The organism is Rhodococcus sp. BP-160 (assembly GCF_019836205.1).
Lineage (GTDB): Bacteria > Actinomycetota > Actinomycetes > Mycobacteriales > Mycobacteriaceae > Rhodococcoides.
In genome coordinates, this window is sequence record NZ_JABUEK010000007.1 from 42,956 (window position 1) to 60,500 (window position 17,545).

General features: G+C 65.6%; 17 protein-coding genes. 5 read left to right on the top strand and 12 right to left on the bottom strand.

The features are described from left to right. Positions 1-30 precede the first annotated feature (30 nt). Positions 31-873, top strand: coding sequence for an enoyl-CoA hydratase/isomerase family protein (locus HQ306_RS21610; RefSeq protein ID WP_222633533.1), 843 nt, complete (start codon positions 31-33; stop codon positions 871-873). A gap of 12 nt (positions 874-885) precedes the next feature. Here HQ306_RS21610 and HQ306_RS21615 read toward each other — a convergent pair whose 3' ends face one another. From HQ306_RS21615 to HQ306_RS21630, 4 genes are all read right to left on the bottom strand, one after another. Then, positions 886-1,698: a mycofactocin-coupled SDR family oxidoreductase gene (locus tag HQ306_RS21615; protein ID WP_222633487.1), complete on the bottom strand. Its 813-nt coding sequence runs from the start codon at positions 1,696-1,698 to the stop codon at positions 886-888. Between the two features lie 14 nt (positions 1,699-1,712). Beyond that, complete coding sequence (locus HQ306_RS21620) at positions 1,713-2,591, bottom strand: NAD(P)-dependent oxidoreductase (protein WP_261770423.1); 879 nt, start codon at positions 2,589-2,591, stop codon at positions 1,713-1,715. Then, positions 2,588-3,811: a CaiB/BaiF CoA-transferase family protein gene (locus HQ306_RS21625; protein ID WP_261770412.1), complete on the bottom strand. Its 1,224-nt coding sequence runs from the start codon at positions 3,809-3,811 to the stop codon at positions 2,588-2,590. The genes HQ306_RS21620 and HQ306_RS21625 overlap by 4 nt, the downstream gene beginning before the upstream one ends. 128 nt (positions 3,812-3,939) lie before the next feature. Then, a complete protein-coding gene (locus HQ306_RS21630) occupies positions 3,940-4,809 on the bottom strand; it encodes an NAD(P)-dependent oxidoreductase (RefSeq protein ID WP_222633489.1) in 870 nt (289 codons plus the stop codon). A gap of 169 nt (positions 4,810-4,978) precedes the next feature. Here HQ306_RS21630 and HQ306_RS21635 point away from each other — a divergent pair, with 169 nt between their 5' ends. Genes HQ306_RS21635 through HQ306_RS21645 form a run of 3 tightly spaced genes read left to right on the top strand, consistent with a single transcriptional unit; the run spans position 4,979 to position 6,855 of the window. Continuing rightward, positions 4,979-5,476 carry a MaoC family dehydratase N-terminal domain-containing protein gene (locus HQ306_RS21635; protein WP_308115552.1) on the top strand — a complete coding sequence of 166 codons (498 nt, stop codon included), beginning with the start codon at positions 4,979-4,981 and terminating at the stop codon, positions 5,474-5,476. A gap of 15 nt (positions 5,477-5,491) precedes the next feature. Further along, a complete protein-coding gene (locus HQ306_RS21640) occupies positions 5,492-5,914 on the top strand; it encodes a MaoC/PaaZ C-terminal domain-containing protein (protein ID WP_261770413.1) in 423 nt (140 codons plus the stop codon). Between the two features lie 35 nt (positions 5,915-5,949). Further along, positions 5,950-6,855 (top strand): VOC family protein, encoded by a 906-nt coding sequence (locus HQ306_RS21645; RefSeq protein ID WP_222633490.1) that lies wholly within the window; start codon positions 5,950-5,952, stop codon positions 6,853-6,855. A gap of 72 nt (positions 6,856-6,927) precedes the next feature. On the opposite strand, the gene HQ306_RS21650 is transcribed toward HQ306_RS21645, so the two are convergent. The 8 genes from HQ306_RS21650 to HQ306_RS21685 form a co-directional block, all read right to left on the bottom strand. After that, positions 6,928-7,572 carry a TetR/AcrR family transcriptional regulator gene (locus HQ306_RS21650; protein ID WP_308115553.1) on the bottom strand — a complete coding sequence of 215 codons (645 nt, stop codon included), beginning with the start codon at positions 7,570-7,572 and terminating at the stop codon, positions 6,928-6,930. A gap of 270 nt (positions 7,573-7,842) precedes the next feature. Continuing rightward, positions 7,843-9,345 carry a carboxyl transferase domain-containing protein gene (locus HQ306_RS21655; protein ID WP_222633492.1) on the bottom strand — a complete coding sequence of 501 codons (1,503 nt, stop codon included), beginning with the start codon at positions 9,343-9,345 and terminating at the stop codon, positions 7,843-7,845. After that, positions 9,342-11,012 (bottom strand): zinc ribbon domain-containing protein, encoded by a 1,671-nt coding sequence (locus HQ306_RS21660; RefSeq protein WP_222633493.1) that lies wholly within the window; start codon positions 11,010-11,012, stop codon positions 9,342-9,344. The genes HQ306_RS21655 and HQ306_RS21660 overlap by 4 nt, the downstream gene beginning before the upstream one ends. A gap of 51 nt (positions 11,013-11,063) precedes the next feature. Next, on the bottom strand, positions 11,064-12,533 hold the full coding sequence (locus HQ306_RS21665) for a class I adenylate-forming enzyme family protein (RefSeq protein WP_308115554.1): 1,470 nt from the start codon (positions 12,531-12,533) through the stop codon (positions 11,064-11,066). 40 nt (positions 12,534-12,573) lie between these two features. Beyond that, on the bottom strand, positions 12,574-12,882 hold the full coding sequence (locus tag HQ306_RS21670; protein WP_222633494.1) for a hypothetical protein: 309 nt from the start codon (positions 12,880-12,882) through the stop codon (positions 12,574-12,576). Beyond that, entirely contained in the window at positions 12,875-13,807 is a 933-nt protein-coding gene (locus tag HQ306_RS21675) for an alpha/beta hydrolase (RefSeq protein WP_222633495.1), read from the bottom strand. The genes HQ306_RS21670 and HQ306_RS21675 overlap by 8 nt, the downstream gene beginning before the upstream one ends. Before the next feature lie 120 nt (positions 13,808-13,927). Further along, complete coding sequence (locus HQ306_RS21680; protein WP_222633496.1) at positions 13,928-15,100, bottom strand: acyl-CoA dehydrogenase family protein; 1,173 nt, start codon at positions 15,098-15,100, stop codon at positions 13,928-13,930. A 22-nt stretch (positions 15,101-15,122) separates the two neighbouring features. Next, on the bottom strand, positions 15,123-16,181 hold the full coding sequence (locus HQ306_RS21685) for an acyl-CoA dehydrogenase (RefSeq protein WP_222633497.1): 1,059 nt from the start codon (positions 16,179-16,181) through the stop codon (positions 15,123-15,125). 192 nt (positions 16,182-16,373) lie between these two features. On the opposite strand from HQ306_RS21685, the gene HQ306_RS21690 reads away from it, so the two are divergent. Next, complete coding sequence (locus HQ306_RS21690; protein WP_222633498.1) at positions 16,374-17,543, top strand: thiolase family protein; 1,170 nt, start codon at positions 16,374-16,376, stop codon at positions 17,541-17,543. Positions 17,544-17,545 lie beyond the last annotated feature (2 nt).

Genomic DNA, 17,545 nt, shown 5'->3' on the forward strand with positions numbered 1-17,545 from the left:
CCCACCACCCTGACCGGAACCGAGTTCGCGATGTGCGAGCGAATGGCGTTCACTCTCACCGAGACTCACATCGACGACACCCGCTTCGTGCAGGTCCCGTCGATCACGGAGGCCATGGAGGTGTGTCGTGACCGGGTGGACGGACGCCCGATGACCACGGCGGTACTTCTCGATGTACTCGGCGCCTTCGCTCGCCACGGCGATGTCGAGGCAGGCCTCCTCACGGAATCCCTGGCGTACTCGACGCTGCAGGCCGGGCCGGAATTTCATGAGTGGCTCGCCGACCGGAAGCCCGCGAGACGACATGAGCAGGACGACTCCGTTCGACTGGTCAGGGACGGGGGCCGGCTCGACATCACATTCGACCGGCCCGACAGGCACAATGCCTTCAGCGACTCGCTCCGGGCCGGTCTGCTCGAGGGTCTGGTCGTCGCTGCGGCGGACCCGTCCGTGACCGGTGTCATGCTGCGCGGCAATGGGCCTTCGTTCTGCAGCGGTGGCGATCTGGGCGAATTCGGCTTGTCCGCCGATCCTGCGTCGGCCCACCTGGCGCGCACACTGCACAGCCCGGCCCGCCTGCTGGAAGAACTGCGCAGCAGATCGTCGACCTCACTCGGTGCCGACGTGCACGGAGCTGTCATGGGCAGCGGACTGGAGATGGCGTCGTTCTGCGACACCGTGACCGCTCATCCGGACAGTGTGTTCGGTCTACCGGAACTGAACCTCGGTCTGATCCCCGGTGCAGGCGGGACCGTCAGCGTCACGAGGCGGATCGGCCGTTGGCGGACGGCCTATCTGGTGGTGTCGGGCGCGCGAATAGACTCGCCGACCGCGCTGCGATGGGGACTGATCGACGCCATCGCAGCGCGGTGACTCTCGGCGAGGTCAGAACGCGTGAGCGCCACCGTCGACGGACAGGTGTTCCGCTGTCATGAACGTCGACTCGTCGGAGGCCAGGAACGCGACCACTGCGGCCACCTCCGAGGGGTCCGCGAGCCACTGTTGCAGCATCGAGGTGCCCATCGTCGCGAGGCGCGGATAGGACGCGGCGGTGGCGGTGATGCGGTCGACCATCGAGCCGGATCCCATCGGAGTTCCGACCGCGCCGGGATGCACACTGTTGACGCGAATACTGTGCTGTCCGAGCTCGGCGGCGAACGCTCGCGTCATTCCCGTCACCGCGTGCTTGCTGGTCGTGTAATGCACCATGAAGGGTTGCATCTTCATACCCGCCAACGAGCTGATCAGCACGACGGACCCGCCGCCGCGCGTGACCAGGTGCGGCGCCGTCGCCATCACGGTGTTCCACACCCCCGTCACGTTGATGTCCATCGTGTCCCGGAACATCTCGGGAGTGGACTCGTCCCACGTCGCGGGTATGCAGATTCCCGCGTTCGCCACGACGATGTCGAGGCCGCCGAACCGCGCGACTCCGCTCTCCGCGACGCGCTTCAACGCCCCGAGATCACGCACGTCCGCCTGCTCCAGAAGTGCCCCGCGCCCCTCTGCTTCCACGAGGGACGCTGTCTCCGCCAGATCCGCCATCGTCGCGGAGTCGTACGGCACTCCCGGCAGTGTGTCGGCGAGATCGACGCCGACGATGTCGGCGCCCTCTCTGGCCAGCCGGACCGCGTGCGCTCGCCCCTGCCCGCGTGCGACGCCGGTGATGAACGCCACCTTGCCTTCGAGCCTTGCCATGTCGTGTCCTGTCATCAGTGGCTTCCATTCGTTGTAGTGCTGTGCGGTGATCGATTCGATGCATCCAGAGCCGTCTCGAGCAACCCCATATCGACGTCGAAGTCGGCGGCCACCTCCCGTACCACGGCGATGTCCTTGGCCAGGAACTCTTCGACCGCGCCGGCGAACGCCCCGAAGGTGCCCGCCCGAATCACGTTGTCCAGAGCCGTGCTGCTCGCACTGCCACGGTGCAGACAGCGCGCCAACACGGAGTCGTCGATACCGAACTGGCGACCGAGCTCGGTAGCGGCACCGAGAACCGCGACGTTGGACGCGAAGACGGCGTTGTTCACAAGTTTCGTCAGTTGACCGGACCCGAGTGCACCGGTGTGAAAACGCGGATTCGAGTAGTGCCCGATCACTGCGCTCGCGGCCGTGAACGCATCCGCGCTGCCGCCGACGAACGTCGTGACACGTCCTTGTTCGATGTCGTGCGGACCGCCGCTCACCGGGGCATCGACCACATCGATACCCCGGTGAGAGACCGCGCGCGAGATGCCGAGCACGGTTCGCGGGTCACCGGTGGTGTGCACGATGAGGACTGATCCCGGGCGCATCGCCTCGAGCATTCCGCCCTCGAAACACACTGCCCGCACCTGGTCGTCCGTGTGAACACAGACGACGACAGCTCCGGCATCGACGACGACATCGGCAAGGTCGGTGGCGGTGGCGACGCCGTCCGCTCGAGTCACCGTCTCGGCCGGTGTCCGCGTGTGGACGACGACAGATTCTCCCGCCGCCGCCAACCGCGACACCATCGGGCCGCCCATCCTGCCCGCACCTATGAAGCCGATGACCACGTCACGCCGTTCTGCTCGAGTACCTGCTGTCCCTGTCGGTCTCGGACAATTCAGGTGACCGCACCGGCGATCTTGAGCTCGATGATGCGTTCGTCGTTCGCACCGAACTCCTTGAGAATGGCGTCGGTGTGTTCGGCGAACATCGGCGCGCGGCCCGGGGCTGCCGGCGTTTCGTCGAACTGCACGGGCGAGGTGACCAGTTCCCGGTCGACGCCGTCGATGTCGACGACCGTCGCGACATGTCCGTTGGCGCGCAGTTGCACGTCGTTCCCCGCTTCCAGCGCATTCTGAACGGCGCCCCACTGGCCCTCCAGCGTCTGGAACTTCTCGATCCAGTGCGAGAGCGGCTGCGCACGGATGGCGTCGGCGATCTCCGCCGAGGCGGGCTGCCAGTTCCGCATCAGATTCTCCGTGGTGTCGAAACGCGGGTCTTCGAGGAGATCGGTGCGGCCGAGATGCTCCGCGAAGTCCGCCCAGTACCGACCGGGCTGCAACATGCAGAGGTTGATGTGGCGGTCGTCCTTCGTGGTGTACATCCCGACCAACGGGTTGCCCGGAACTCCCGACATCGGGTCCGATCCGCCTTTGACGGGTCCGCCGTTCAGGGCCACGTCGATCGACAGGGCGTTCGCCCAGGCGCCACTGGCGAGCAGTGACACGTCGACGATGGAGCCCTCACCCGTCTTCTCCCGCGCGAACAACGCTGCGGCGATACCGCCAGCGATGTTCATGCCGCCGATGGTGTCGCCCCATGCCGGCCCGGGCTGGTTCAGGGCGCCGTTCAGGCTGGGCGGTGTGCCGCCGAACGAATTGCCGCTTCGGCACCAGAAGGTGGGCGAGTCGTAACCGCCCTTGTCCGCTTCGGGTCCGCGAACGCCGAGTGCGGTACCCCGGACATAGATGATCTTCGGGTTGATCGCACGGATGTGCTCGACGTCGATCTTCAACCGACTGCGTGCGTCCGGAAGGAAGTTCGTGACGAAAACGTCACTGTTGCGGACGATCTCGTACAGAACTTCGAGGGCTTCGGGCTTCTCGAGGGCCAGTCCGATTCCCCGCTTACTACGGTTCGGGTGATCCATCAGGGGTGCGAAGCCGCCCATCGAATCACCTCCGCCCAGGTTACTCAAGCCGCGTTGGGCATCACCCTTGACGGCATGCTCCACCTTGATGACATCGGCGCCCCAGTCCGCGAGGACTGCGCCTGACACCGGGACGTACGTGAATTGAGCGACCTCGACGACTCGAACACCACTCATAGGCCTGGCTGGCATCTGCACTCCTGAATATCGAGATTCGCCACCTCGTCGTGAGATGTGCGTCACTCAGACTGTAGTTGCTTTCATTCCGATGCACCACCGAGTCATGAAAATGAATGCCCGTTCATTTGTGTGACTTCCCGTCACCGTGGATGCGAGAGCTTGGCCAGCGCAGCGTCTGCCGCACTCCACACCAACCCGTCCGTACCCGACCGTTCCGCCATCAGGGTCGCGAGCAGCCCGACGTCCTTGTGCAGCAACGGGCCCGCTGTGGCCGCCATGGGTGCGAGATCCCCACCCATGGGTCCGACAAGATTCATCGCGAAGCTCGCGCCGCTACCGCGGGCGATCACACTCGACAGCTTTCGCGGGTCGATTCCGAGTTCCGAGCCCACTCCCAGAACGCTCTCTGCCGTTGCGAGATGGGCTGCGAACACCGTGTTGTTCAGCAGTTTGGTCACCTGACCGGATCCGAGCGGCCCCAGGTGCACGACGGGATCGGCGAAGATCGCGAACACGGGCAGGAACCGCTCCAGCACCTGTTCGTCGCCGCCGACCATCACGAGCAGCGATCTGGTCGCGGCGGCCCCTCCCCCGCCGCTGACAGGTGCGTCGATGAGGCCGATTCCACGCTCCGCTGCAGCCTCTGCGAGACGCAGGCAGGTCCGCGGATGGATCGTGCTGTGGATGGCCACTGCGCCACCCGGGGCCATGTTGGCCAGCACTCCGTCGTCGCCGAGGAGGACGCTCTCGACACCTGCGTCGTCGACGACACAGATGCACACCAGATCACTCGAGGCCGCCAGCTCGGCGGGCGTCTGCGCCATGACCGCACCGGTGTCCGCGAACTCGTCGAGCGTCTCCTGGCGGCGCGCCCACAAGGTGGTCCTCACCTGCGATTCTGCGATGGCCCGTGCCATCGGCCCGCCCTGGCTGCCGAGACCTATGAAACCGACACGGACGGAGTCGACGCTCCTGCCCTCGGTAGCCGGCACTGTGGACGCTTCGGTCATGACGTTCTCCTCGGTTGGCGCGGGTGGATCCAGCAGGATCAGGCAAGCCTGAACTTACGTTCATTTTACTGAGATTGCGTACTTTTCTGTGATAAGACTGATTCGAATCTTGCGCACCCTCCTGGTGCCCGAGTGAGAACACGGCGTGCGATACGAGGCGAGGAGCGTTGTGAGCGAGGGACACATCACGGATTCGATGCGGTCGGTGATCGGCAAGGAGTACTCCACGGCGACCAGCTTCCCGGTCTCGGAGTCCGATATTCGACGGTGGGCCATGGCGACGTACTACCCGGACCCGCCCCCACGCAGGTACTGGGATTCGTCGTCGGTATCGAGCATCGTCGCCCCCGAGGACTTCAACCCCTTCGCCTGGATGACTGCCGCGGGCCCGCAGGCATCGTCAGCGGTGTACGACCCGGACGATCACTTCACGAAGCTGGGGGTCGACGGCCCCGGGCTCGAGCGCCAGGTCAACGGCGGGTTGGAAGTCTCGTACGGCGAGCCGATCAAGCCGGGCGACGTGATCACGTCCAGCGCGGCCGTCTCTGCACTCTCCGAGCGCGAAGGCCGTCTCGGGCTGATGCTGTTCACGACGTTCGAGACGACATGGACCAATCAGACCGGCGCCGAAGTCCGCCGCCAGAAGATGACCATCATCCGATACTGAAAGCTGGGCCTCATCATGATGAGCAGCAACACCTTCGAGGTCGCGGTCGGCCAATCGGTCCCGCCGTTCGAACGTACGACCGGCTTCGCGAACTGGAACCGATTCGCCGCCGTGAACCATGAGTTCGTCGACATCCACATGGACGACGAGGCCGGCCGCGCGGCAGGGTACGACTCCGCTTTCGGTATGGGAAATCTTCTGTGGTCCTACCTCCATTGCATGCTGCGCGACTGGATCGGTGACGCCGGTCGTATTCGCGAGGTGAGGTGCCAGTTCCGCAGCCCCAACACCAAGGGAATGAAGCTCACCGCGGGCGGGACCGTCACGGCCGTGCGCGACGATGCCGGTCGACGTCTCGTCGATCTGGACATCTGGATCTCCGACTCGAACGGCACCGTTCTCACTCCGGGCTCGGCCACGGTCGAACTCGTCGACTGACACTCCTCACTCACCGACACCGAAAGGAGCGTCCGTTGACGCTCGGCAAGATCTTTCACCTGATCCACATGACCGGTGATCTGCCGTCGCTCGAAGCCTGGTACGACGACGTGTTCGCCGTGCGCAGAGGATGGTTGGACCACAACTACCTGGAGTCGGAGCAGAGGGACGCATCGCTGGTGACCGTCGCCGACGTCGTCATCGAACCTCTCGCACCCTCGTTCTCGGTCGAGCACTGGGACAAATACCCTCTCGGCCGGTTCTACAAGAAATTCGGCAACCACTGGCACTCCATAGCCTGGTACTGCGAGGACAACGGACCAGTCTGGAAGAATCTGGTCGACAACAACATTCGTGTCCTCGGCACGGCAGGCTCGTCAACGGATCGACCGCCGGCTCCCGACGCGACACTGATGACGCACCCGAAGGACACCATCGCCCAGCTCGAGATGGAACCACCGCGGGAGTTCCGCTCACTGGACCCGCGGCTGGCACCGGACTACGACCCCCTGTGGTGGCGGGACAACCATCCGCTCGGACTGCACGGACTCGCCTACACCACCGTGATCACCAAGGATCTGGACAAAGCGACCCACATCTACGCGGACGTCCTGGGTGGAACCGTCCTCGAGCGTTCCACGTCGACCCTGACCGGCACCGAGGACATCTACGTCCGCGTCGGCGAAGCGGTGGTGCAATTGTCACTGCCGACCGAAGCCGACACCATCGCAGGCAGAGACCTTGCCACCAACGGTGAGGCACACCACGCCGCGGCGTTCCGCGTCGAGGATCTCGATGCAGCGGAGAAGTACCTGGCGTCCAAGGGCATCGAGACAGAATCCCGAGACGACGACACGATTCTGAGCCGGCCGGAGACGACGCACGGCGTCCCGTTCCGGTGGACGACGCGCCGGGTCCCGGGCGACACGTTCAGGGACTGATCAGCGACCGACAAAGGGGGTCGGCGAGCGAGTGCTCGCCGACCCCCTTTGTCGGTCGGGTCCGTCGCGACGCTAGTCGTCGAGCGGATCTGCACTCGTACGAGTGGAGAACGTGTCGCGCAGGAACATCAGGAACTCCTCCGGGTCGTCCGGCTGATCGGTCCCGTACATCGTCCCCATGGCACTGACGACGATGAACGACGTCACGACTGCCCAGTAGAGTCGAGCAAGACTTCTCGGGGATCCGTGACGAAGCGTGCCGTCCGCCTGCCCCTTCTTGACCACGTCGACCAGGAATTTGTGCAGGCGCACGGCATGGTGACCCCAGACCTCGGGGATCGAGGTTCCCGGCGACCGCGCGATCCGCGTCACCTCCGCGGTGAGGGCACCCCAGGCCGGATGTTCCACCGAGTGGTTGATCAGCACTTCTGCGATCTTGACCAAGCGGTCGTCGGCAGGCATCGACTCCGGTGCGAGAATCTGCAGCGCATCGACCCCGATGCTTCGACGCATCAACACCTGTTCGTAGAGAACGTCTTTGCTCTCGAAGAACGTGTAGATCGACCCCACCGAGAACTCACATTTCGCGGCCACGTCCTTCAGACCCGTGTCGTAGTACCCGTGTGTCGCGAAGAGTTCCTCGGCAGTGTCGAGAATCTGCTCGCGTGACAATTCGATGCGTTGGAGGCGACGTGCCTCCCGCGGACTCTGCTTCACCGGTTTCCTCGCAGCAGTCGCTCGTTTCGCGGGCGCAGCAGGTTCGCCGGTTGCAGCGCGCTGTACAGGCGTTGCTCGCTTGGTCGGCGCCGCCGACCGGGTCGCCGCCGACTTGCCGGGCGAAACCGTAGTGACTGCCCGCGATCGCGCAGGTACGCTCGATCCATCCTTCGGCATGTGCCACCCCCTCCTACAGGACATCTCTCACGGTACCGGTCCAGCCGCAGCACAGACCGGTAACCAATTGAACCACGGTTCTCGTTCGTGAACCTATGGAGATCGACGTGGCGCCTCGTTGGCTGCGCCCTCGTCGAAGTGAGGCGGATCGCCGACGAACCACCGCTCGGTTGCGGCGTCAATCCGTCCGTGACGATCTCCCGGCGTCGCCTCCAGAAGTGCGGTGGCGACTGCGGACCGGACCTCGTCCACGGACTTGGCCGTGACATCGGACGGGACGACTCGGTCGCACACACCCAGGTCGTACAGCGAACGTGCGTCGATACGCAACGCCGACGTCGCCTCGCTCGCGCGCGATGCATCGTGCCACAGGATCACCGACGCTGCCTCCGGTCCGATCACCGAGAACACCGCATCCTCGAGCATGAGGAAGAGGTCGGTGTGGGCCAACGCGATCGCGCCACCGCTTCCTCCTTCACCCACGCACAGCGAGACACTCGCAGTGCTCAGTTCGTCGAAGCGCCGCAGTGTTCGCGCGATCTCGCGGGCTATTCCACCCGCTTCCGAACTCGGTGACGGATCCGCGCCGGGAGTGTCGATCAACGTCAGCACGGGCACGCTCACCTTGTCGGCCAGTTCGACCGCCCGCTGTGCCAATCGGTACGCCTCCGTGCCTTGGCGTGCGCGCCCGTCGCCGAACGCGTGCCGGTCCATCGCGATCACGACGCACCGAACTCCGCCCACGGTGGCCAGACCTGCCCGTACCGACGAATCCGATCCCTTGATCTCCGACCAGCTGTCGCACAGCACGCCGGCCCACTCCAGGCCGGACGGACGAGTGATATCCCGCACCCTGTCCGTCGCCGACGATCCGGGCACCGACGGGGAGTAGCCACGTCCGTCGAGACCAGGCCGACCGGTGGGGACGTCCAGCGCGCCTTCTTCGCCGCCGAGCACTCCGTGCAGCCACTGCGACACCTCTCCCGGTGCGAGCACGGCGTCGACGAGCCCTGCATCGTATGCGGACTCGGCGGTGTGCGAATGCGCAGGCGGATACTCGCCCGTCATCGTCTCGACCACCCGCGGCCCGGCGAACCCGATGGTTGCCGCAGTCTCCGCAGCACGCAGGTCCAAGAGCGATGCCCAGGAAGCGAACACCCCACCCGTGGTGGGAGACCGGAGCAGACCGACGGAGATCGCGCCGGACGCCGCATGCGCACCGATGGCCGCGACGACGCGCGGCATCTGTACGAGCGACAGCATGCCTTCCTGCATTCGAGCGCCGCCGGTTCGCACCGTCGCGACGACCGGGAGTCGCTCCGCGGCCGCTCGCCTGAAGGCCCTCGCCACCTTCTCCCCCACGACGAGTCCCATGCTGCCCCCGAACACGGAGTAGTCGCTCTCGACGACCACGCACGTCACGTCACCGACATACCCCACACCTGTTCGTACGGCCTCGACACCGGTCCGATCGCCCGCGTATCCGGGAAAGTCCAGTGGATCCAGGGACGTCAGCCCGGCGTCCCACTCGACGACGATGTCGACCATGCCCGCATCTGCATCCGGGACGGTTCGGTCCGGCGCGGTCAGACTCATCGATCGGCCCTCAGCAACATGACTCCGCTCGGGGTGAGTCCCCCACTGGCGACTGCAGCGACCTTCGCGTCGGACACCTGCCTCGCGCCGGCCTCGCCCCGCAACTGGGACACCGCTTCGTACAGCAGACCCATACCGTGCGTGCGCCCGTGCGAGAGCTGACCGCCGTTGGTGTTCAACGGGAGCACGCCGTCTCGGGCGATGTTGTGTCCGCCGTCGAGGAAGTCCTTGGCCTCACCGATCTTGCAGAAGCCCAGCGCCTCGATCCAGGACACACAGTTGAAGGTGAAGCCGTCGTACAGCTCCGCCACATCGACGTCCCCCGGTGTCAGGTCGGTCCGTGTCCACAGATGCGCGGCGGGCCCGAGCACCTGCGGCTCGTGTGTGGACGTGCTCTGATCCCACTCCAAGCGCTCGACGATCTGCGTTCCGACAGCCTCGACGAGCACCGGGGGCTTGGCCAGATCGCGCGCCGCGTCGACCGCGGAGACGATGACCGCCACGGCTCCGTCGCACGGCACATCGCAATCGTTGAGCCCGAACGGCGTCGTGATCGGACGGGCATTCATGTAGTCGTCCATGGTCAGCGGCTCGCGGTAGATGGCGGTGGGGTTCAGTGCCGCGTTTGCTCGCTGGTTGAGAGCGACCCACCCCAGGGTCTCGCGCGTTGTCCCGTACTTGTGGAAGTGGCGCTGCGCGTTCATCGACAGGGTGTGCGCGGCCGAGATGCCGCCGAACGGGATGGTCCACATCATCGGCCCGCTGACGCGTCCGCCACCCGGCGACGCCAGCTTGCCTTCGCGCATCAACGTCTCGTGTGTGGACTGCCACAGCGTGCGGAAGCACAGGACGTGCCGGGCCAGACCGGATGCCACGGCGAGCATGGCCGCGATCACCGATCCACCGGGGCCGAAGGTCTCGCCGCCGCCGTTGTACCAGGTCGGTCGAATCCGCAGGGCCGATTCCAGCGCCGTCGTGCCACCCTCGCTGAAGCCGGAGTCGGCCCCGCTGCCCGGGTACGTGGACAACCCGTCGATGTCGTCGAGCGTCAGCCCCGCGTCGGCGACTGCGCGCTCACACGCCTGAATGGTCAGGCTCAGGGGATCGACCATCAGACGACGCCCGATGTCCGACGCTCCGATCCCGGTGATCGCCACCTTGTCCTCGAACTTGTGCGGCGCGGCCATCGGCCGAATCCACGCCGAGTACTCGGCAGCATCGATCTCGTCCTCGGGCAACGGCTCCGGCTCGACCTGTTCCGTCGTCGGGCGGAACAGCGGCAGCCACACGTCGTCGACGTTCTCGAACACGACCTCCATCTGCATTCCGAGAACCAGATCCTCCGGCACACAGTCGACGACCGACGTGGTGAGGCGGACCCGCGGATCCTCGATCAGTGCCACCTGGGCGACCACGTAGGGCGGGGTCAATCCGGGCAACGCGAAACGCTCGTTGACGGTGAACCCGAACAGGCTCGCGAAGCCGGACACCGTGCGTACCGTGGTGTCCTTGCTTCGGCAGTACGGGCACATCGGCCGCGGTGGATGGATGAGGCCCGCGCAGGACACACACGACTGCATTCGCAGTCGCCCGTCCTCGCCGGACGTCCAGTAGAACTCCGTCTCGGGCGTGACGACGGGAATGGGGCGACTCGGTGCCGGTGTCATGGGTGTCCTTCGTGGTGTGCTGGATCGCGGAACGACGCGGCCGACGCGAGGTCAGAGGAGTCGGCGCATCAGCTTTCCGGTGTCGGTACGGGGAAGCTCGTCACGGAAGACCACGTCGTCCGGAGTCTTGGACGAACGCAAGGCAGCGCGGACCCACTCCTTGATGTCGTTCTCGTCGAGGGTTCTTCCCGGGTAGGTGACCACGTGTGCGACGATCCGCTGACCCCACTCGTCGTCCTGCACACCCACGACGCCCGCGTCCTCGACCGAGGGATGTCCGACGATGACTTCCTCGATCTCGGCGGGGGCGAGGTTTTCGCCTCCACGAATGATGGTGTCGTCCATGCGTCCCTCGACGAACACGTACCCGGCATCGTCCACGTACGCCTGATCACGAGTGTGGAACCAACCGTCCTCGCTCAGCAGCGATCCCGTTCCGCGGTACTCGCCGGACACCTGCGGTCCGCGCACGCACAACTCACCGCGAACGTGGGGGGCGCACTCGGCACCGTTCTCGTCGACGACAGCGATGGTGACACCGGGGACCGGACGACCGACCGAACCCAGGCGCGCTCGAACGGCCGGATCATCGGTCGCGAACGCGTCACGGTGATCGTCGGGACCCAGAAGTGCGATGGTCGACGCTGTTTCGGTCAGGCCGTAAGCGTTGACGAACCCGGCGTTCGGGAACGCCTCGAGCGCCTGTTCGAGAACACTGACGGGCATCCGCGCGCCACCGTACGACATGGACGTGACCGGCGGGGCCTTCTGGTCGTGCTCGGCCAGGTAGTCACAGATCCGGGCCAGCATCGTCGGGACCACCATCGAGTGCGTGACGCCCTCCGAGTCCGCCATGTCCAGCCAACCCTCGGCGTCGAAGCGGTCGAGGTAGACCAGCCGACGCCCTGCGTAGACGTTGGACAGCAGGTTCGCGACGGCCGCGATGTGGTAGGGCGGAACACTCACGAGATTGGCTTGTTCCGGCCCGGCAGAAGCGAATTCGACGGTTCCCAAGATGTACGACGCGAGGTGCCGGTTCCGTAGCACCGCAGCTTTGGGCGCAGCGGTGGTACCGCTGGTGTACAGCAGTACCGCCGGCGCTTCGGTGTCGATGTCCTTGGCGAAGACAGGGCCGGCTGCGGAAGCATCGTCCAGCCACTGCTGCGGCGTGCGGATCGTGTGCTCGCCCCGGATACGTGACGGGTCGTCCGCGATGATCAGTGGCCGTTCGAACTCTCCCAGCAACGCGGCCAGTTTGTCGTCGGCCAGCCGGTAGTTCAACGGCACGAACGGTATTCCGGCCTTCGCTGCCGCGAACAGTGCCACCGGCATGGCTACCCCGTTGACGCCCACGAACAGAATGGCGTCCGCGTTCTCGGAATCGGCGAGCGCCGCTCCACCCGACGACTTGGTGTCGAGGTCGCCGTAGGTGATTCGGCGGACTCGATCCGACCGCTCGACCACGGCCGTGTCGGTCGGCCGAGCGGAAGCGGCCATCTCCAAGAGCATTGCAACGTTCACGTCGAGTTCCTCAGTTCAGGTGCGCAAGATTCGGGTGCGGTCAGTCCGACGCCGGCAAAGGCTTCGGCATCTTGAGTTGCAACGGCGAGCCGGCGACCTCGAGATCGCCCACGCCGGCCGACACACACAGCAACTCCACCGTGGCCGCCTCGTCCTCGTATCGCTTTCCGATCTCGATCTTCGGTCCCTCGGTCGACGCTCCGGCGCCGGGCGAGATGTCCTCACCGTCGCGGGCCAGGGGCTCACCCCCACAGGTGATCTCGGCTGTCCCGGCGGCGGCGCTCACGACGACGAATTGTGCGGACGACACTCGACTCCGCAGACGCTCACCGGTCTTGTAGTCAGACATGTTCTCTCTCCTTCACATTGCTGTTCAGTTCGGCATGCTCGCGCATGAGCACGCACTCCTCCACGAACGAGAGGACTTTCAAGTGGTACGCCAGGGCGGACACACCCAGGCTCGTGCTGTGTCCGGATTCGAACTGCTCGTCCACGACCACCCGTGGCGAGGAGACGAACAACTCTGCCATCGAGTTCAGTCCGGCCGTACCGGCCGACCACCAGTGCTCGTGGTCACCCAGACTGATCCGCACGGGAACGGTGACCCGTGGGGCCAGTTCGGTCAGGTCCTGCGGCCACGACGCTGCGTCCACACCGTCGAACTTCGGTGCCGGGCTGAGCACCCGCTCTCGATCCCGGTACAGGTACGCCGGCTGCCAGAAGAGGTTCCGGAGATCGGACCCGGCACTCCCCCCGGCGGCGAACGACGCAATGCGTCTGCGCGCTTCCTCGCTGTGATGCACACCGGTTCCGGACATCTCTATTCCGAGTAGACCCGCTCCGGGCACATCACGTCCGAGCAGATCCGAGGCCCCCGGGTGTGCTGCAATCCGCGCTGTCAACACCGAACCCTGCGAGTGCCCCAGCACGAACACCCCTGCGCCGCGGTCATGACCGGCGAGGGCCTGATCCAGCACGCCGAAGGTCAGGTCGAGCTGGCGGGACGGAGTGACGCGCTCCCCGAGAACCTCACGTGAAGCGCCGTAGCCGGGACGATCGGGCGCCACCACGGTGAAACCCAGGGACGCACCGATCCGCAGCAGCGACTGATGGGGAAAGCCAGGTGCATCGAAGTACTCGGGCGTCGTGGCTCCCCCGTGCACTGCGACCACGATCGCCCGGGGCCTCTCGACTGCGCTCAGCAGTCCGGACATCGGGACGCCGTCGACGTCCACGACGAACCGAGTCGGGGACGGGTACGACACGTTCGACATCGGAACCCCTTCCTCGACTACCGGCGTCGATATCAGCATTATGAGCGTGCGTTCATTTTTGTGAACATTATCACGGAGTGCGGTGTCCCGAGCAGAGAACGATCGCGTCGACCAGCACGGTCAGACGACTTTCGGCGGCCTCGGCAGCCCCAGCGTGTGCTGAGCGACGATGTTGCGGGCGACGTCCGTGGTGCCGCCGTATATCGCCGTTCCCTGAGCGAAGCGATGGCCCCATTCGAGGATCCCGTCCTCGATCGCACCGTCGACCCCCTTGGGCAACAGAGCGTCGACACCGACCAGATCGAGCAGTTCGGCCGAGCGCTGAATCAGCTTCTCGGACGACAGCACACGACCCATCGGGCCCTGCGCATTACGAATCGTCTCGAGGTCGAGAGCGATCTCGGCCAGCGCCATCGTCACGAGGCTCTCGTCGATGGGGCGCGTACCGTCCGCGCGTTCCGTCGTGGCCCAGCGCGTCGCGTGCCAGAGCAACCGGCGCAACGTCATTCCGTACGTGGCGCCGCCACTGATCTCGGCGAGCCCGTCGGAGGCCTTCACCCCGTGCTCGTAGTCCAGCGGAGCGCTCATCACGGCCCAACCGCCGTTCACCGGCCCGAGGCGGTGATCGTCGTCGATGAACACGTTGTCGTAGAACACCGCGTTGGTTCGCTCCCCACCGAGGGTCAGCACGGGCTGGATCTCGATACCCGGTCCGTCCAGCGGCACGAGGAAGACGGTGATTCCGCGATGCTTCGGCGCGTCCGGATCCGTTCGCGTGACCAGCATGCTGTATTGGCAGTTGTGCGCACCCGTCGTGAACATCTTGGCGCCGTTGATCAACCACCCGCCCTCGGTTCGAGTCGCCCGGGTCCGCACGCCCGCGAGGTCCGAGCCGCCGTCGGGCTCGGTGTAGCCGAGGCAGATCTTCGTGTGACCCGACGCGACGCCGGGCAGCACCTTCGCCTTGAGGACGTCGTTCCCGTTGGCCCGCACGACGGCCACGGTCATACCGGTCGTCGAGATGGTCACGTTCGGGAGGTAGTGACGGTCCAACTCGAGCTGCAGGATGCGCGCGCGAACCGGGTCCAGATCAGCGCCACCCTCGTCCTTCGACCAGCGCGGCATGATCCAGCCACGCCGGCCCATCTCCTCGTGCACGGCCTGATTGTGACCGGAACCCGTACGCTCCTCTTCCTCCCGCACCTCGTCCGTGATGTGCTCGTCGAGGAAGGTGTCGACTTCCTTCCAGAAGTCGAGCTGTCCGGCGTCGAGTTCGATTGCTCCGAAATCCATGTGTGGTCCTCGCTCTTCGTACTCAGATGTGCGGAGTCGACGGCAGCGACTCGGCGATGATCGACAGATCCTCGACCGGGCGCTGGGCCAGCAACGGCCACCCCTTGGCCCGCCTGAAGTGCAGTGTCATGTCGGATTCGTTCGTGAAGCCGAAGCCGCCCTGCACGTGCACTCCGACCGTGGATGCCTTCACTGCCGCGCGCGACGCCGCCAGAAAAGCCATCGAGACCAAGGCGGGTTCGGCCGATGGTTCGTATTCCTCGAACCACGCCGCTTTCCGCGTCAGGTTGCGCGACGCCTCGGCGAGAGTCGCTGCGTCGACCAGGGAATGAGAGATGGCCTGGAACGAACCGATGAACTGACCGAAAGCGCGCCTGCTACTCGCGAAATCGACGCCGAGTCGTACTGCCGCGGACGCGGAACCCGCCAACGCGCCCGCGGTGAGAAGTTTCCAGTGACGAACCGCGTGCGCATGCGCCGCGACGGCGGCGCCGCCCTCCACGAGAACCGTGCGATCCGACGCACGCAGATCCCACCTGCCGACGGGCGCTCCACCGAGGTTCGGCTCGAGCGCGACCTCGCCGAGGCGTCGGACGACCACGAGGTCGGTACCGTCGAGCGCCAGAACGAAGTCGGCAACGGCGCCGGCAGGCACCAACTGATGCCGCCGTCCGTCGACGGGATGGAGCGCTACCGTACCCGTGCTGGAACCCTCCAGAACCTGCGTGAGCAGTTCGTCGGCCACCGAGCCGTCGATACCGGCGAGGAGCACCGCCGCCGCCGAGGCCTCGACGTACGGGATCGGTGCCAACACCTTTCCGTATTCTTCCGCCACCAGAACCAGATCGATCATGGTTGCGCCGTCGCCGCCGCGACCTTCGGGAACGCCCATCGTCACGACACCGGTCGCCTGGGCCCTCTGCCACAGTGACTTGTCGAAACCGATCGGCTCGGCCGCCCGCACGACGGAACTCGGAGACAGTGATGTGAAGAAGTCGGCAAACGTCTCCTGGACCGCGCGTTGTTGATCGTCCAGCGAGTAGTCGTTGCGACGCAGGGTGTGGTCGTGCGAATCCGCCACGAGGAACCTCGTTCTCGGTTGTCGTCTGTTTGCTGAACTTCCATTCAATCAGATGAAGGATCGTTTAGAAACGTTTTCGCCCATCGAATCTCCACGACTTCGACCGTTGCCCGTAGAGCTTCCGTGAACTAGCGTTCACTCTGTTGCATTCACGTTTGGCCGGTTGTCCGGCGCCCATCGAAACGAGGGACCATGAACGAACCAGTAGTCGTCAGTGCCGTACGAACGCCGGTGGGTACCGCCATGAAGGGCACGCTGCGCAACACGAGTGCGGAGACCCTCGCGACGCACATTCTCGCGGAGGCGGTTCGGCGCTCGGGTTTCGAACCCGGCGCGGTCGACGACGTGGTGTTCGCCGAATCGATGTACGGCGGCGGCGACCTGGCGCGCTACGCCGCCGTCGCGGCAGGCATGGTCGGAGTTCCCGGCCTGGCGGTCAACCGTCACTGCACGGGCTCACTCTCCGCGGTCGGAATCGCGGCGAGCACTGTCCGTGCAGGCATGGAATCGGTGGTCGTCGCAGGCGGCGTGCAATCGACGTCGATGATGCCCAGGTCCGTCTGGCGAATCGCCGATTCCGAGGAGACCGAGACTCGCATCGCTCCGACGTTCCCCTACACCGAGGACGCCGCCGACGACACATCCCTGTCCGTCGGGTGGAACATCGCGCAGAAGTACGGTCTGAGCCGCGAACAGATGGATGCGTGGGCCGTGCGCTCGCACCGACGAGCTGTCACCGCGATCGACGCCGGCACGTTCGACGACGAGATCACCCCGATCAAGGTGACGATGCCGGACGGCTCCATCACCGACTTCGCCGTGGACGAGCACCCCAGGCGGACCACGTCGCTGGAGAAGGCAGCCGCGGTCACCGTGATCCACCCCGAGATCGAGGGGTTCTCGATCAGCGCGGCGAACGCCTGCGGCTCGAACGATGCCGCGGCGGCGCTCACCCTGACCAGTGCCGAGAACGCGGCGGCGAACGGCATCGACGCCCTGGCGACAGTCCGTAGCTGGGTGTCGGTGGGAGTCGATCCGAAATACACCGGCGACGGCGCTCTCGCCGCAATTCGAAAGATTCTCACCCGCGCCGACCTCCGCATCGAGGATGTCCATCTGTGGGAGATCAACGAGGCCTTCGCGTCGGTCCCCGTCGCTGCCTGTCGAGAATTCGGCATCGACGAAGACCTGGTCAACATCCACGGCAGCGGCTGCAGCCTCGGACATCCCATCGCGGCGACGGGCGCGCGCATGCTCACGACCCTGATACACGAGCTACGACGACGAGGCGGCGGAACCGGTGTCGCTGCCATGTGTGCGGGCGGTGGCCAAGGCGGCGCCGTCGTCGTCGACGTTCGCTGACC

What these genes read in the sequence shown, in the direction of transcription:
- HQ306_RS21640 (WP_261770413.1), top strand. Translation starts at nt 5,492, where the DNA reads ATGATGAGCAGCAACACCTTCGAGGTCGCGGTCGGCCAATCGGTCCCG.
- HQ306_RS21690 (WP_222633498.1), top strand. Translation starts at nt 16,374, where the DNA reads ATGAACGAACCAGTAGTCGTCAGTGCCGTACGAACGCCGGTGGGTACC.
- HQ306_RS21660 (WP_222633493.1), bottom strand. Translation starts at nt 11,012, where the DNA reads ATGACACCGGCACCGAGTCGCCCCATTCCCGTCGTCACGCCCGAGACG.
- HQ306_RS21625 (WP_261770412.1), bottom strand. Translation starts at nt 3,811, where the DNA reads ATGCCAGCCAGGCCTATGAGTGGTGTTCGAGTCGTCGAGGTCGCTCAA.
- HQ306_RS21615 (WP_222633487.1), bottom strand. Translation starts at nt 1,698, where the DNA reads ATGGCAAGGCTCGAAGGCAAGGTGGCGTTCATCACCGGCGTCGCACGC.
- HQ306_RS21610 (WP_222633533.1), top strand. Translation starts at nt 31, where the DNA reads ATGTGCGAGCGAATGGCGTTCACTCTCACCGAGACTCACATCGACGAC.
- HQ306_RS21655 (WP_222633492.1), bottom strand. Translation starts at nt 9,345, where the DNA reads ATGAGTCTGACCGCGCCGGACCGAACCGTCCCGGATGCAGATGCGGGC.
- HQ306_RS21630 (WP_222633489.1), bottom strand. Translation starts at nt 4,809, where the DNA reads ATGACCGAAGCGTCCACAGTGCCGGCTACCGAGGGCAGGAGCGTCGAC.
- HQ306_RS21675 (WP_222633495.1), bottom strand. Translation starts at nt 13,807, where the DNA reads ATGTCGAACGTGTCGTACCCGTCCCCGACTCGGTTCGTCGTGGACGTC.
- HQ306_RS21680 (WP_222633496.1), bottom strand. Translation starts at nt 15,100, where the DNA reads ATGGATTTCGGAGCAATCGAACTCGACGCCGGACAGCTCGACTTCTGG.
- HQ306_RS21670 (WP_222633494.1), bottom strand. Translation starts at nt 12,882, where the DNA reads ATGTCTGACTACAAGACCGGTGAGCGTCTGCGGAGTCGAGTGTCGTCC.